The sequence below is a fragment of the Variovorax sp. AC194 genome (assembly GCF_979257995.1).
Map to the genome: position 1 here is coordinate 1,674,988 of NZ_OZ409823.1, position 13,380 is coordinate 1,688,367.

Below are 13,380 nucleotides of genomic sequence, written 5' to 3' on the forward strand. Positions count from 1 at the left end.
ATCGTTAGCTCTTGTTCGCCTTCTGGAAGCGTTCGAGCTGCTCGTTGCCGCGCGTGACGATGGCGTCCAGGGCTTCCTTGGCGGTCTTCTTGCCGTTCCAGACCTGTTCGAGTTCTTCGTCCTCGATGGCGCGGATCTGCACGTAGTTGCCCAGGCGGATGCCGCGGCTCTTGTCGGTGACCTTGCGGATCATCTGCGTGACGGCCACGTCGGTGCCGGGGTTCTGCTTGTAGAAGCCCGATTCCTCGGTGAGCTTGTACGAGGCGGTGGTCACCGGCAGGTAGCCGGTGCGCTTGTGGCTGGCGGACTGCACTTCAGGCGTCGAGATGAAGCTGAAGAACTTGGCCACGCCCTTGTACTCGGCCGGCTTCTTGCCCGACATGACCCACAGGCTCGCGCCGCCGATCACCGTGTTCTGCGGTGCGCCGGGCACGTCCGGGTAGTAGGGCAGGGGCGCCAGGCCGTAGGCGAACTTGGCGTTCTTGGCCACGTTGCCGTAGAAGCCCGAAGACGTGTTGATCATGGCGCACTCGCCCGAGACGAACGAGGCCTCGGGCACGTTGCCGCGGCCCTTGTAGATGAAGAGGCCCTGCTTGGCCATGCTGGCCAGGTTCTCGATGTGGCGCTGGTGCAGCGGCGAGTTCACCTTCAGGCGGGCGTCCAGGCCCTGCAGGCCGTTGGCCTTGCTCGCGAACTCCACGTTGTGCCAGGCCGAGAAGCTCTCCACCTGCGTCCAGTTCTGCCAGGCGGTGGTGAACGGGCACTTGTGGCCGCTCGCCTTGAGCTTGGCCGCTGCCGCGACCACTTCGGGCCAGGTCGAGGGTGCCTTGTCGGTGGGAAGGCCGGCCGCCTTGAAGGCGTCCTTGTTGAAATAGAAGATGGTGGTGGAACTGTTGAACGGGAAGCTCAGCATCTGGCCGTTGGGGGCGGTGTAGTAACCGGCCACGGCGGGGATGTAGGCGGCCGGGTCGAACTTCTCGCCCGCGTCCTTCATGACCTGGCCGACCGGAATGATCGCGCCCTTGCTGGCCATCATGGTGGCGGTGCCCACCTCGAACACCTGCAGGATGTGCGGTGCGTTGCCCGAGCGGAAGGCCGCGATGGAGGCCGTCATCGATTCGTCGTACGTGCCCTTGAAGGTCGGCACGATCTTGTATTCCTTCTGGCTCTCGTTGAACTGCTTGGCCAGGTCGTTGACCCATTCGTTGTTGACGGCGGTCATGGAATGCCACCACTGGATCTCGGTCTGTGCCTGTGCCACGTTGAACAGCGTGGCGGCCAGCGCCGAGGCCAGCGCGAGCGTCTTGAATCGCATGAAGACTCCTGAAGGGAAAATGAAAGCGCGGATGCTAGGGCATGTGGATGACACAGCCGGGTCACATTGGCGCACGGACCGCTGTCATCTTCCAATCGGGGAAACCCCTTTGGGACCAAGCCTGGCGCGGGCTGGGGACCTGCATGCTGCGCCGCACCATGCTAGCATCGCCCTCCCTTTTTCGGCCCAGCTTTTCGCCACGGCCAGGGCCCTTTGCGAGACCGCCATGAGCAGCAAAACCTCCCTCGACAAAAGCAGGATCAAGTTCCTCTTGCTCGAGGGCATCCACCCTTCGGCCGTGGAGGTGCTGCGCGCCGCCGGCTACACCAACATCGAGTCGCTGCCGGGTGCATTGCCCGACGCCGAACTCAAGGCGAAGATCGCCGATGTTCACTTCCTGGGCATCCGTTCGCGCACGCAACTGACGGCCGAAGTGTTTGCCGCAGCCCACAAGCTGGTGGCCGCCGGGTGCTTTTGCATCGGCACCAACCAGGTCGACCTGGAAGCCGCCCGCGAGCATGGCGTGGCGGTGTTCAACGCCCCCTATTCGAATACGCGCTCGGTGGCCGAGCTGGTGCTGGCCGAAGCGATCCTGCTCTTGCGCGGCGTGCCCGAGAAGAGCGCGGTGGCGCACCGCGGCGGCTGGCTCAAGTCGGCCGACAACGCGTTCGAGATCCGCGGCAAGACGCTGGGCATCGTGGGCTACGGCTCCATCGGCGCGCAGCTGTCGGTGCTGGCCGAGGCGCTGGGCATGCACGTGGCGTTCTTCGACGTGGTGACCAAGCTGCCGCTGGGCAATGCGCGCCAGGTGCGCGACCTGCACCAGCTGCTCGCGCAGAGCGACATCGTCACGCTGCACGTGCCCGAGACGCAGGCCACGCAATGGATGATCGGCGCGGCCGAGATCGCGGCGATGAAGCCGGGCTCGATCCTCATCAACGCCTCGCGCGGCACCGTGGTCGAGATCGACGCGCTGGCCGCCGCGCTGAAGGAAAAGAAGCTCCTGGGCGCCGCAATCGACGTGTTCCCGGTGGAGCCGCGCAGCAACAAGGACGAGTTCCAGTCGCCGCTGCGGGGCCTGGACAACGTGATCCTCACGCCGCACATCGGCGGCTCCACGATGGAGGCGCAGGCCAACATCGGCCTGGAAGTGGCCGAGAAGCTGGTGAAGTACAGCGACAACGGCACCTCGACCTCGTCGGTCAACTTCCCCGAGGTGGCGCTGCCCGCGCACCCGGGCAAGCACCGGCTGCTGCACATCCACCGCAACGTGCCGGGCGTGCTGTCGGAGATCAACAAGATCTTCTCGGACAACAACATCAACATCTCTTCCCAGTTCCTGCAGACCAACGAGAAGGTCGGCTACGTGGTGACGGACATCGATGCCGCCTCGTCGGACCTGGCGCTGGAGAAGCTGGCGAAGGTGAACGGCACCATCCGCAGCCGCGTGCTGTTCTGATGAGCCTTGGGGGCGCGACGACGGGGCCGCGCGCCTAGCACAAGGGCAAGACCCGGGTCACGAGGCAAGACCCCAAGGCCTGCCCTAAAATCGACCCCCCGGCTACATGGGCGCGCAGCGCCTGGCCAAGGGCCCCACCCGATGAATGCTCCGACCGCGTTGAACACGCTGTTGGCACAGGCCGCAGAGCCTGTCCGACTGCGCGAGATCCCGTACAACTACACCAGCTTCTCCGATCGCGAGATCGTGATTCGCCTCTTGGGCGAACGTGGCTGGGAACTGCTGCAGACCCTGCGCGCCGAGCGCCGCACCGGCCGATCGGCGCGCATGCTCTACGAAGTGCTCGGCGACATCTGGGTGGTGCAGCGCAACCCCTACCTCGTGGACGACCTGCTGGACAACCCGCGCCGCCGCGGCCAGCTGGTCGAGGCCCTGCGCCACCGCCTGACCGAAGTCCAGAAGCGCCGCACCCCCGACAGCGACATGCCGCGCGACCAGCTGGTGGGCGAGCTCACCGCGCTGGTCGGCGATGCGGTCGCCGCCTTCGACACCAAGTTCCGCGACGTCGCGGCGCTGCGCCGCAAGGCCACGCGCGTGCTGGGCCGGCTCACCGCCAAGGACAACATCAAGTTCGACGGGCTCTCGCGCGTATCGCACGTGACCGATGCGACCGACTGGCGCGTGGAGTACCCGTTCGTCGTGCTGTGCCCCGACACCGAGGCCGAGATGGCGCTCCTGGTGAAGGGCTGCATCGAGCTGGGGCTGACCATCATTCCGCGCGGGGGCGGCACCGGCTACACGGGCGGCGCAATTCCGCTGACCTGGAACAGCGTCGTCATCAACACCGAGAAGCTCGAGGCGATGACCGAGGTCGAGCACATGTCGCTGCCCGGGCTTGCCGACCCGGTGCCGACCATCTGGACCGAGGCGGGCGTCGTCACGCAGCGCGTGGCCGATGCGGCCGAGCGCGCGGGCTTCGTGTTCGCGGTCGACCCGACCTCCGCCGAAGCCTCGTGCGTGGGCGGCAACGTCGCGATGAACGCCGGCGGCAAGAAGGCCGTGCTCTGGGGCACGGCGCTGGACAACCTCGCCTCGTGGCGCATGGTGACGCCGCAGGCCGAATGGCTCGAAGTCACGCGCATCGGCCACAACCTGGGCAAGATCCACGACGCCGAGAGCGCCCTGTTCGAGCTGCAGTACTACGCGGCCGACGGCAAGACCAAGCTGCGCACCGAGCGCCTCGACATTCCCGGCCGCACCTTCCGCAAGGAAGGTCTCGGCAAGGACGTGACCGACAAGTTCCTCTCGGGCCTGCCGGGCATCCAGAAGGAAGGCTGCGACGGCCTCATCACCAGCTGCCGCTGGGTGGTGCACAAGATGCCTTCGCACACGCGCACCGTGTGCCTCGAATTCTTCGGCAACGCGAAGGACGCGGTGCCCAGCATCGTGGAGATCAAGGACTTCATGTTCGCCGAGCAGAAGCGCTCGGGCGTGCTGCTGGCGGGCCTGGAGCACCTGGACGACCGGTACCTGAAGGCGGTGGGCTACGCCACCAAGTCGAAGAAGCACGGCGGCTTGCCAAAGATGGTGCTGTTCGGCGACATCGCGGGCGACGACGCCGACGCGGTGGCCCGCGTCACCTCGGAAGTGGTGCGCATCGCCAACTCTCGCAGCGGCGAAGGCTTCATCGCCATCAGCCCCGAGGCGCGCAAGAAATTCTGGCTCGACCGCAAGCGCACGGCCGCCATCAGCAAGCACACCAACGCCTTCAAGATCAACGAAGACGTGGTGATTCCGCTGCCGCGCATGGCCGAGTACAGCGACGGCATCGAGCGCATCAACATCGAGCTGTCGCTGCAGAACAAGCTCGCGCTCACCGACGAACTCGAAGTGTTCCTCACGCGCGGCAACCTGCCGCTGGGCAAGACCGACGACGCGCACGAGATTCCGGCGGCCGAGCTGCTCGAAGACCGCGTGGCGCAGGCCGTGGCGCTGGTGCACGAGGTGCGCGCGCTCTGGGCCGGCTGGCTGCAGAACGTGGACGCGCTGTTCCCGCAACTGCAGGACCACAGCCTGCGCGCGAGCTGGAAGACGCAGCTGCGCCAGCCGCTGCAGGAAATTTTCTCGGGCGCCGAGTTCGCGCCGATCCTGGCCGAGTGCACGGCCATCCACAAGCGCGTGCTCAAGGGCCGCGTGTGGGTCGCGCTGCACATGCACGCGGGCGACGGCAACGTGCACACCAACATCCCCGTGAACAGCGACAACTACGACATGCTGCAGACCGCGCATGCCGCGGTGGTGCGCATCATGGCGCTCGCGCGCAGCCTCGATGGCGTGATCTCGGGCGAGCACGGCATCGGCATCACCAAGCTCGAATTCCTGAGCGACGAAGAGCTGCGCCCCTTCACCGAATACAAGGCCCGCGTCGATCCCGAAGGCCGCTTCAACAAGGGCAAGCTGTTGCGCGCGCCCGCGGGCGAAGCCATCACGCTGCACGCCGACCTCACCAACGCCTACACGCCGAGCTTCGGCCTCATGGGGCACGAGTCGCTGATCATGCAGCAGAGCGACATCGGCGCCATCGCCGACAGCGTGAAGGACTGCCTGCGCTGCGGCAAGTGCAAGCCGGTGTGCGCCACGCACGTGCCGCGCGCCAACCTGCTCTACAGCCCGCGCAACAAGATCCTGGCGACCTCGCTGCTGGTCGAAGCCTTCCTCTACGAGGAGCAGACCCGGCGCGGCATCAGCATCAAGCACTGGGAAGAGTTCGAGGACGTGGCCGACCACTGCACCGTGTGCCACAAGTGCTTGACGCCCTGCCCGGTGAAGATCGACTTCGGCGACGTGTCGATGAACATGCGCAACCTGCTGCGCAAGATGGGGCAGAAGAGCTTCCGCCCGGGCAACGCGGCCGCGATGTTCTTCCTCAACGCGACCAATCCGCAGACCATCAAGGCGGTGCGCGCGGGCATGGTGGGCATCGGCTTCAAGGCGCAGCGCCTGGCCAACGACCTGCTGCGCGGCCTGGCGAAGAAGCAGACCGCGGCGCCGCCGGCCACGCTGGGTCCGGCGCCGCTCAAGGAGCAGGTGATCCACTTCATCAACAAGAAGATGCCGGGCAACCTGCCCAAGAAGACGGCGCGCGCGCTGCTGGACATCGAGGATGCGGACTACGTGCCGATCATCCGCAACCCGAAGGCGACCACCTCGGAAACCGAGGCGGTCTTCTACTTCCCGGGGTGCGGCTCGGAGCGCCTCTTCTCGCAGGTGGGCCTGGCCACGCAGGCGATGCTCTGGCACGCGGGCGTGCAGACGGTGCTGCCGCCGGGGTACCTGTGCTGCGGCTATCCGCAGCGCGGCAGCGGCCAGTTCGACAAGGCCGAGAAGATGATCACGGACAACCGCGTGCTCTTCCACCGTGTCGCGAACACGCTCAACTACCTGGACATCAAGACGGTGGTGGTGAGCTGCGGCACCTGCTACGACCAACTGCAGGGCTATCAGTTCGACAAGATCTTCCCGGGCTGCCGGATCATCGACATCCACGAGTACCTGCTCGAGAAGGGCATCACCCTTGCGGACGCCGGCGGTGGCGGCTACCTCTATCACGACCCCTGCCACTCGCCGATGAAGCTGCAGGACCCGATGAAGACGGTGAAGGCGCTGGTCGGCGACAACGTGCTCAAGAACGACCGCTGCTGCGGCGAGTCGGGCACGTTGGGCGTGTCGCGGCCGGACATCTCCACGCAGATCCGCTTTCGCAAGGAAGAGGAGCTCAAGAAGGGCGAGGCCGAGTTGCGCGAGAGCGGCGCCGTCGGCGCCAAGGGCAACGTGAAGATCCTCACCAGCTGCCCGAGCTGCCTGCAGGGCCTCTCGCGCTACGGCAACGACCTGAACAACGGCCTCCTCGAAGCCGACTACATCGTGGTCGAGATGGCCAACAAGATCCTGGGCGACAACTGGATGCCCGAGTACGTGGCCGCCGCCAACCAGGGCGGTATCGAGCGGGTGCTGGTGTGACGGCGCAACAGGGCTGCCCGTTCTGCGAGGGCCCCGGTGGCCGCGTCGTGTTCGAGGGCGCGAAGCTGCGCGTGATCCATGCGGAGGAGGCGGGCTTTCCGGCCTTCTACCGCGTGATCTGGCGCGAACATGCGCCGGAGTTTTCCGATCTCGATGCCGCGGACCGCGTGCTGTGCATGGAAGCAGTAACGGCGGTCGAGCAGTGCCTGTGCGCGCAATTGAAGCCCACGAAGGTCAACCTCGCCGCGTTCGGCAACATGGTGCCGCACCTGCACTGGCACGTGATCGCGCGCTTCGACTGGGACAGCCACTTTCCCGCGCCGTTCTGGGCGGCCGCGCAGCGCGCGGCGCCGATCGATCGCGTGGCCGATCTGCAGGCGTTGCTTCCGAAGGTGGAGGCTGAGATGGTCCGCCGACTGGCAGTGCTGCAGGGCTGAACGCGAGGCCGGCGCCGCTGCGCGGCATACTGCGCCACTCCGAAAATCTTTCGAACGGGACACCGAATACCGCTATGGCAGGCTTGAAACCGGGCGCACCGACGCCGCAATCGATCACCGTGCACGGCCAGTCGCGCGTGCTCGAGGTGGGCTTCTCGGACGGCGCGACCTTCCGCATTCCGTTCGAACTCATGCGCATCTACTCGCCCTCGGCCGAAGTGCAGGGCCACGGCCCGGGCCAGGAAGTGCTGCAGACCGGCAAGCGCGATGTGGGGCTGGCCGACCTCGAACCGGTCGGCAACTACGCCGTGCAGCCCACCTTCAGCGATGGCCACAACACCGGCATCTACTCGTGGGACCTGCTCTACGAACTGGGCGCGAACCAGGCCAACCTGTGGGCGCAGTACGAGCGCCGGCTGGCCGAGGCGGGCATCGATCGCGATGCGCCGATGATCGACAAGGGCGGGTCTGCGTGCAGCAGCCACTGATGCTTTCAAATCTCCCGGTGCTATTGAAACGATAGCCCTCGAGGCAACAGCGGCGCGCGCTGCAGCGTCTCTTCATTTGAAGAAAAAGCAACAAATGCCCGCCGTAGGCGCGGGGTCGTCGCCTTGATGTGTGGGCTTCCGGCCTAACATCGGTTGCATGAGTACAACCCACTTCGGCTTCGAGAAAGTCGACGAAAGCGAGAAGGCGCAACGCGTTCGCGGCGTCTTCGATTCGGTGGCCTCGCGCTACGACGTCATGAACGATCTGATGTCGGTGGGCCTGCACCGCGCGTGGAAGGCCTACACCGTGATGGTGGCGAACGTGGGCGAAGGCTCGCGTGTGCTGGACATCGCGGGCGGCACCGGCGACCTCGCGCTCGCCTTCTCCAAGAAGGTCGGCGCCACCGGCCAGGTGGTGCACACCGACATCAACGAAGCCATGCTGAGCACCGGCCGCGACCGCCTGCTCGATGCCGGCGTCGCGCTGCCCACGCTGGTGTGCGATGCCGAGAAGCTGCCGTTTCCCGATGACCATTTCGACGTCGTGACGGTGGCCTTCGGTCTTCGCAACATGACGCACAAGGACGCCGCGCTCAAGGAAATGAACCGCGTGCTCAAGCCGCGCGGCAAGCTCCTGGTGCTCGAGTTCTCCAAGATCGCCAAGCCGCTCACCAAGGCCTACGACTGGTACTCCTTCAACGTGCTGCCGCGCCTTGGCAAGCTCGTGGCCGGCGACGACGCGAGCTATCGCTACCTGGCCGAATCGATCCGCATGCATCCCTCGCAAGAGGAGCTCAAGACCCTCATGAAAGAGGGCGGTTTCGGACATGTGGACTATCACAACATGACGGGTGGCATCGCTGCGCTGCATGTTGGAATCAAGTGTTGATGAGGCGAATTTTTCGCTCTAGAGGAGACGACATGAAAAGTTTGAGTTCTTTGTTCCTGGCAGCTGCGTTGGTGCTCGTGAGCGTGCAGGCCGACGCCGCCCGTGTGGGTGGCGGCAAGTCCTTCGGCCGCCAGTCGTCCAACGTGACGCAGCGCCAGTCCACGCCGCCTGCGGCCCCCGCGCAGCAGAACGCGACCAACTCGGCCGCCAAGCCCGCGACGCCCGCACCCGCAGCCGCCGCACCGAAGCGTCCGTGGGGCGCGATGCTCGGCGGTCTCGCCGCGGGCCTGGGCCTCGCATGGCTCGCACATTCGCTGGGCCTGGGTGCCGGCTTCGGCAACATCCTCCTGATCGGCCTGCTGGTGTTCGCCGCCTTCGCGGTGTGGCGCATCTTCAAGGCGCGTTCGGCTGCTTCGAACGGTGCCAATGGCCAAGGCGGTTTTGCCTTCCAGGGCGCCGGCGGCAACCCCGCCAACGCCAGCGCGCCGGTGCAGTACAGCCCGGCCAACGTGGGCAACGATGCGTCGGCACGCCCATGGGAGCGTTCGGCAACGGCCTTCGATGCCACGCCGGCCGACGGTGACCGCCATGGCAGCAGCCTCTCTGCAGCAGGCGCCGCAGCCGGCGGCAGCATGATCGGTTCGGCGCTGGGCGGTTCGCAGTCCTGGGGCATCCCCGCGGGCTTCGATGTGGACGGTTTCCTCGGCGCCGCCAAGCGCAACTTCGTGACGCTGCAGGACGCATGGGACCGCGCCGACGTGTCGATGCTGCGCTCGATGATGACCGACGAGATGGTCGAGGAAATCCGCACCCAGCTGGCCGACCGTGCGAGCCACACAGGCGGCGCGTCGAACAAGACCGAAGTCGTGATGCTCGACGCCAAGCTGCTCGGCATCGAAGAGCTGCCCGACGCCTACATGGCGAGCGTGGAGTTCTCCGGCATGATCCGCGAGGACGCCTCGGCAGGCCCGGGTCCGTTCCGCGAAGTGTGGAACATGACCAAGCCGACCAGCGGCGGTGGCGGCTGGCTGGTTGCCGGCGTGCAGGCGCTGCAGTAAACGGCAGACGTTCGCGGCCGCCGGGCCGCGTACAGAAACGATAATGGGGACATGGCCACACCATCGTCCCCTTTTTCTTTTCTCGGCGACCTCTTCAACCGCATCGGCGAGCGCCTGCAGCCGCCGGACTGGGCGGTCCACGAGGTCCAGCACCGCGCGGTCCTGTTTCTCAACCACGTGCTGCAGCAGGAGCCCGAGGCCCAGCAGCGGCTGCTGCGCCAGCAGGGCAGGGTGGTGCGCTTCCAGTGGCGCTTCGTGACCATGGAGCTGGTGGCCACGCCGGCCGGCCTGCTCGACCTGGCGCCGCCCGGCTCGACTCCTGAACTCACGCTCACCGTCACCGACGAATCCCCCTTCGAGATCGCCCGCGCCACGCTGCGCGGCGACAAGCCCTCGGTGCAGATCGTCGGCGACGTGCAGCTGGCCGCCGAGGTCAACTGGCTGGTCGACCATGTGCGCTGGGACGTCGAGGACGACCTCGCGCGCGTGATCGGCGATGTGCCCGCGCACACTCTGGGCAACGGCGTGCGGCGTGTCGCCGCCGCGCTGCGCCAGTTCGTCGGCGACCGCACGGCCAAGGCCGGCGGTTCGGCGGGCTCGGCCGAATGAGGCGCTTCTACCGCGGCCTGTTCATCGTCTGGGTCGCGCTGCGCTACGGCCTGGACGAGCTCGTGCTCACGAGCTTCCAGAAGCCCTGGCTGCGCGTGGTGGCCCGCGTCGTCTCCGTCGGCCGCAACCTCGATGCGCCGCGCGGCCAGCGGCTGCGCGAGGCGCTCGAGCGCCTGGGCCCCATCTTCGTGAAGTTCGGCCAGGTGCTGTCGACCCGGCGCGACCTGCTGCCGCCCGACATCGCCGACGAACTCGCCTTCCTGCAGGACCGCGTGCCGCCGTTCCCTTCGGCCGTGGCCGTGGCGACCATCGAGCGCGCGTTCCGCCGTCCGGTGGGCGATGTCTTCGTGCAGTTCGACGAGACGCCGATCGCGAGCGCCTCGATCGCGCAGGTGCACTTCGCGACCATCCGCACCAACCAGGGCGAGATCCGAGACGTCGCGGTCAAGGTGCTGCGCCCCAACATGCGCGGCGTGATCGAGAAGGACCTGGCGCTCATGGCCATGATGGCCGGCTGGGTCGAGAAGCTCTCGCCCGACGGCAAGCGCCTGAAGCCACGCGAGGTGGTGGGCGAGTTCGACAAGTACCTGCACGACGAGCTCGACCTGGTGCGCGAGGCCGCCAACGCGGCCCAGCTGCGCCGCAACATGGCCGAGCTGGACCTGGTGCTGATCCCCGAGATGTTCTGGGATTTCTGCCACCCCGAGGTGATCGTGATGGAGCGCATGAACGGCGTGCCCATCGCCCAGCTCGACCGCTTGCGCGCGGCCGGCGTCGACATCCCGAAGCTCGCGCGCGACGGCGTCACGATCTTCTTCACGCAGGTGTTTCGCGACGGTTTCTTCCACGCCGACATGCACCCGGGCAACATCCAGGTGAGTCTCGCGCCCGAGACTTTCGGGCGCTACATCTCGCTGGATTTCGGGATCATCGGCACGCTCACCGAGTCGGACAAGGAATACCTCGCGCAGAACTTCGTGGCGTTCTTCCGGCGCGACTACAAGCGAGTGGCCGAGCTGCACCTGGAAAGCGGCTGGGTGCCCGAGGGCACGCGCATCGACGAGCTGGAGGCAGCGATCCGCACCGTCTGCGAGCCGTATTTCGACCGGCCGCTGAAGGAAATTTCGCTCGGCATGGTGCTGATGCGCCTCTTCCAGACCTCGCGGCGCTTTCACGTCGAGATCCAGCCGCAGCTGGTGCTGCTGCAGAAGACGCTGCTCAACATCGAGGGCCTTGGCCGCCAGCTGGACCCCGAGCTCGACCTCTGGCACACCGCCAAGCCTTTCCTCGAGAAATGGATGGTCGACCAGATCGGGCCGAAGAAGCTGTTCCAGCAACTCAAGGCCGAAGCGCCACGCTACGCAAAATTGCTGCCGCAATTACCTCGATTGCTTCACGATTTCCTTGAGAATCGGCCACCCGATCACCGACGCGAACTGCTGGAGCTGCTGGCCGCGCAAAAGCGCACCAACAAGTTGCTGCAGACCATCATCTACGGTGGCATAGGTTTTGTATTGGGGTTGCTCGCCATGCAATTGCTGGTGCGTGTGAAGTTGTTCTAGAGGAGATTCCCCGTGCTGCTGACGTTGGTTGTCGTCTATCTGCTGGTCACCATCGCCATCGGGCTCTATGCCGCCAAGCGGGTGAAGAACACCACCGACTTCGCCATCGCGGGGCGGCACCTGCCGCTCTTCATGATCGTCACGACCACCTTCGCGACCTGGTTCGGGTCCGAGACGGTGCTCGGCATCCCGGCCAAGTTCATCGAGGGCGGGCTCAACGGCGTGGTCGAAGACCCGTTCGGCGCGGGCACCTGCCTGATCCTGGTGGGCCTGTTCTTCGCGGGCAAGCTCTACCGCATGACGCTCCTGACCATCAGCGACTACTACCGCGAGCGCTACGGCCGCAGCGTCGAGGTGGCCTGCACGCTCATCATCATGCTGAGCTACCTGGGCTGGGTCTCGGCGCAGGTCACGGCGCTGGGGCTGGTGTTCAACGTGCTGTCGGCCGGCGCCATCGGCATTCCGCTGGGCATGGTGATCGGGGTGATCTCGATCCTGGCCTACACGCTCTTCGGCGGCATGTGGTCGGTGGCGGTGACCGACTTCATCCAGATGATCATCCTGGTCTCGGGCCTGGCGATCATCGCCATGTTCGCGGGCAACATGGCCGGCGGCGCCGACAAGGTGGTGGCCTTCGCGGTCAGCAAGGACCTCTTCAAGTTCTGGCCCGAGCCCAACTGGCACGACATGGTGTTCTTCTTCGCCGCGGCCATCACGATGATGCTGGGCTCCATTCCCCAGCAGGACGTGTTCCAGCGCGTGATGTCGGCCAACAGCGTCAAGGCCGCCACGCGCGGGCCGGTGATCGGCGGCGTGGCGTACATCCTCTTCGCCTTCGTGCCGATGTTCCTGGTGGCCAGCGCGCTCCTGATCATGCCGGAGGAGGTGGCCGTGCTGCTGAAGGAAGATCCGCAGAAGGTGCTGCCCACGCTGGTGCTGCAGAAGATGCCGTTCGTGATGCAGGTGCTGTTCTTCGGCGCGCTGCTCTCGGCCATCAAGTCGACCGCCTCGGCCACGCTGCTGGCCCCGAGCGTCACCTTCACCGAGAACATCTGGCGCCAGTTCCGCCCGTCGGGCACCGACCGCGAGAACCTGCGGACCATGCGCATCACGGTGCTGCTGTTCAGCGCCGCCGTGCTGGCCTATGCCATCCGCATGCAGGGCACGCCGATCTACGAACTGGTCTCGGGCGCCTACCAGGTGCCGCTGGTGGGCGCGTTCGTGCCGCTGGTGTGCGGCCTCTACTGGCGCCGCGCCACCACGCAGGGGGCGATCGCGTCGATTCTTCTGGGCATCGGCACCTGGCTGCTGTTCCTGGCCATGCCCTGGGGCGCCGTGTTCCCGGCGCAGCTGGCGGGCGTGCTGGCCTCGTTCACGGGCATGGTGGCCGGCTCGCTGCTGCCGCAGTGGGTAGCGAACACTCACACGCCGCACCGGCCGCTGGCCACCGAGCCGGCCTGAAACCGCCCCGGCGGCAGGGTGGGCCCTTATAATCGAGGGCTTTGCGAGCGGCAGCTGCGCCGCTTTCCGGACCCTATTTCCC

General features: G+C 66.4%; 10 protein-coding genes. 9 read left to right on the top strand and 1 reads right to left on the bottom strand.

All coding sequences use genetic code 11. The annotated features are described in order from the left end of the window. Positions 1-4: 4 nt before the first annotated feature. The gene (ugpB, locus tag ACZYRS_RS08075; protein WP_198785144.1) at positions 5-1,315 is read right to left on the bottom strand and encodes a sn-glycerol-3-phosphate ABC transporter substrate-binding protein UgpB; all 1,311 of its coding nucleotides are present in this window, start codon (positions 1,313-1,315) and stop codon (positions 5-7) included. A 226-nt stretch (positions 1,316-1,541) separates the two neighbouring features. On the opposite strand from ugpB, the gene serA reads away from it, so the two are divergent. From serA to ACZYRS_RS08120, 9 genes are all read left to right on the top strand, one after another. Continuing rightward, positions 1,542-2,774, top strand: coding sequence for a phosphoglycerate dehydrogenase (gene serA, locus ACZYRS_RS08080; RefSeq protein ID WP_198785145.1), 1,233 nt, complete (start codon positions 1,542-1,544; stop codon positions 2,772-2,774). A 141-nt stretch (positions 2,775-2,915) separates the two neighbouring features. Then, positions 2,916-6,794: a DUF3683 domain-containing protein gene (locus ACZYRS_RS08085; protein ID WP_463418810.1), complete on the top strand. Its 3,879-nt coding sequence runs from the start codon at positions 2,916-2,918 to the stop codon at positions 6,792-6,794. Then, the gene (locus ACZYRS_RS08090; RefSeq protein WP_463418811.1) at positions 6,791-7,231 is read left to right on the top strand and encodes an HIT family protein; all 441 of its coding nucleotides are present in this window, start codon (positions 6,791-6,793) and stop codon (positions 7,229-7,231) included. The genes ACZYRS_RS08085 and ACZYRS_RS08090 overlap by 4 nt, the downstream gene beginning before the upstream one ends. A 74-nt stretch (positions 7,232-7,305) precedes the next feature. Further along, the gene (locus tag ACZYRS_RS08095; RefSeq protein ID WP_463418812.1) at positions 7,306-7,719 is read left to right on the top strand and encodes a gamma-butyrobetaine hydroxylase family protein; all 414 of its coding nucleotides are present in this window, start codon (positions 7,306-7,308) and stop codon (positions 7,717-7,719) included. Between the two features lie 157 nt (positions 7,720-7,876). Then, positions 7,877-8,608 carry a bifunctional demethylmenaquinone methyltransferase/2-methoxy-6-polyprenyl-1,4-benzoquinol methylase UbiE gene (gene ubiE / locus ACZYRS_RS08100; RefSeq protein ID WP_198785149.1) on the top strand — a complete coding sequence of 244 codons (732 nt, stop codon included), beginning with the start codon at positions 7,877-7,879 and terminating at the stop codon, positions 8,606-8,608. 32 nt (positions 8,609-8,640) lie between these two features. After that, entirely contained in the window at positions 8,641-9,666 is a 1,026-nt protein-coding gene (locus ACZYRS_RS08105) for a Tim44 domain-containing protein (RefSeq protein ID WP_463418813.1), read from the top strand. A gap of 51 nt (positions 9,667-9,717) precedes the next feature. Continuing rightward, the gene (locus ACZYRS_RS08110) at positions 9,718-10,275 is read left to right on the top strand and encodes a ubiquinone biosynthesis accessory factor UbiJ (protein WP_198785151.1); all 558 of its coding nucleotides are present in this window, start codon (positions 9,718-9,720) and stop codon (positions 10,273-10,275) included. Then, on the top strand, positions 10,272-11,837 hold the full coding sequence (ubiB, locus tag ACZYRS_RS08115; protein ID WP_198785152.1) for a ubiquinone biosynthesis regulatory protein kinase UbiB: 1,566 nt from the start codon (positions 10,272-10,274) through the stop codon (positions 11,835-11,837). The genes ACZYRS_RS08110 and ubiB overlap by 4 nt, the downstream gene beginning before the upstream one ends. Positions 11,838-11,849: 12 nt before the next feature. After that, positions 11,850-13,298 carry a high affinity choline transporter 1 gene (locus tag ACZYRS_RS08120; RefSeq protein WP_463418814.1) on the top strand — a complete coding sequence of 483 codons (1,449 nt, stop codon included), beginning with the start codon at positions 11,850-11,852 and terminating at the stop codon, positions 13,296-13,298. Positions 13,299-13,380 lie beyond the last annotated feature (82 nt).

What these genes read in the sequence shown, in the direction of transcription:
- ubiB (WP_198785152.1), top strand. Translation starts at nt 10,272, where the DNA reads ATGAGGCGCTTCTACCGCGGCCTGTTCATCGTCTGGGTCGCGCTGCGC.
- ACZYRS_RS08105 (WP_463418813.1), top strand. Translation starts at nt 8,641, where the DNA reads ATGAAAAGTTTGAGTTCTTTGTTCCTGGCAGCTGCGTTGGTGCTCGTG.
- serA (WP_198785145.1), top strand. Translation starts at nt 1,542, where the DNA reads ATGAGCAGCAAAACCTCCCTCGACAAAAGCAGGATCAAGTTCCTCTTG.
- ACZYRS_RS08085 (WP_463418810.1), top strand. Translation starts at nt 2,916, where the DNA reads ATGAATGCTCCGACCGCGTTGAACACGCTGTTGGCACAGGCCGCAGAG.
- ACZYRS_RS08095 (WP_463418812.1), top strand. Translation starts at nt 7,306, where the DNA reads ATGGCAGGCTTGAAACCGGGCGCACCGACGCCGCAATCGATCACCGTG.
- ACZYRS_RS08110 (WP_198785151.1), top strand. Translation starts at nt 9,718, where the DNA reads ATGGCCACACCATCGTCCCCTTTTTCTTTTCTCGGCGACCTCTTCAAC.
- ubiE (WP_198785149.1), top strand. Translation starts at nt 7,877, where the DNA reads ATGAGTACAACCCACTTCGGCTTCGAGAAAGTCGACGAAAGCGAGAAG.
- ugpB (WP_198785144.1), bottom strand. Translation starts at nt 1,315, where the DNA reads ATGCGATTCAAGACGCTCGCGCTGGCCTCGGCGCTGGCCGCCACGCTG.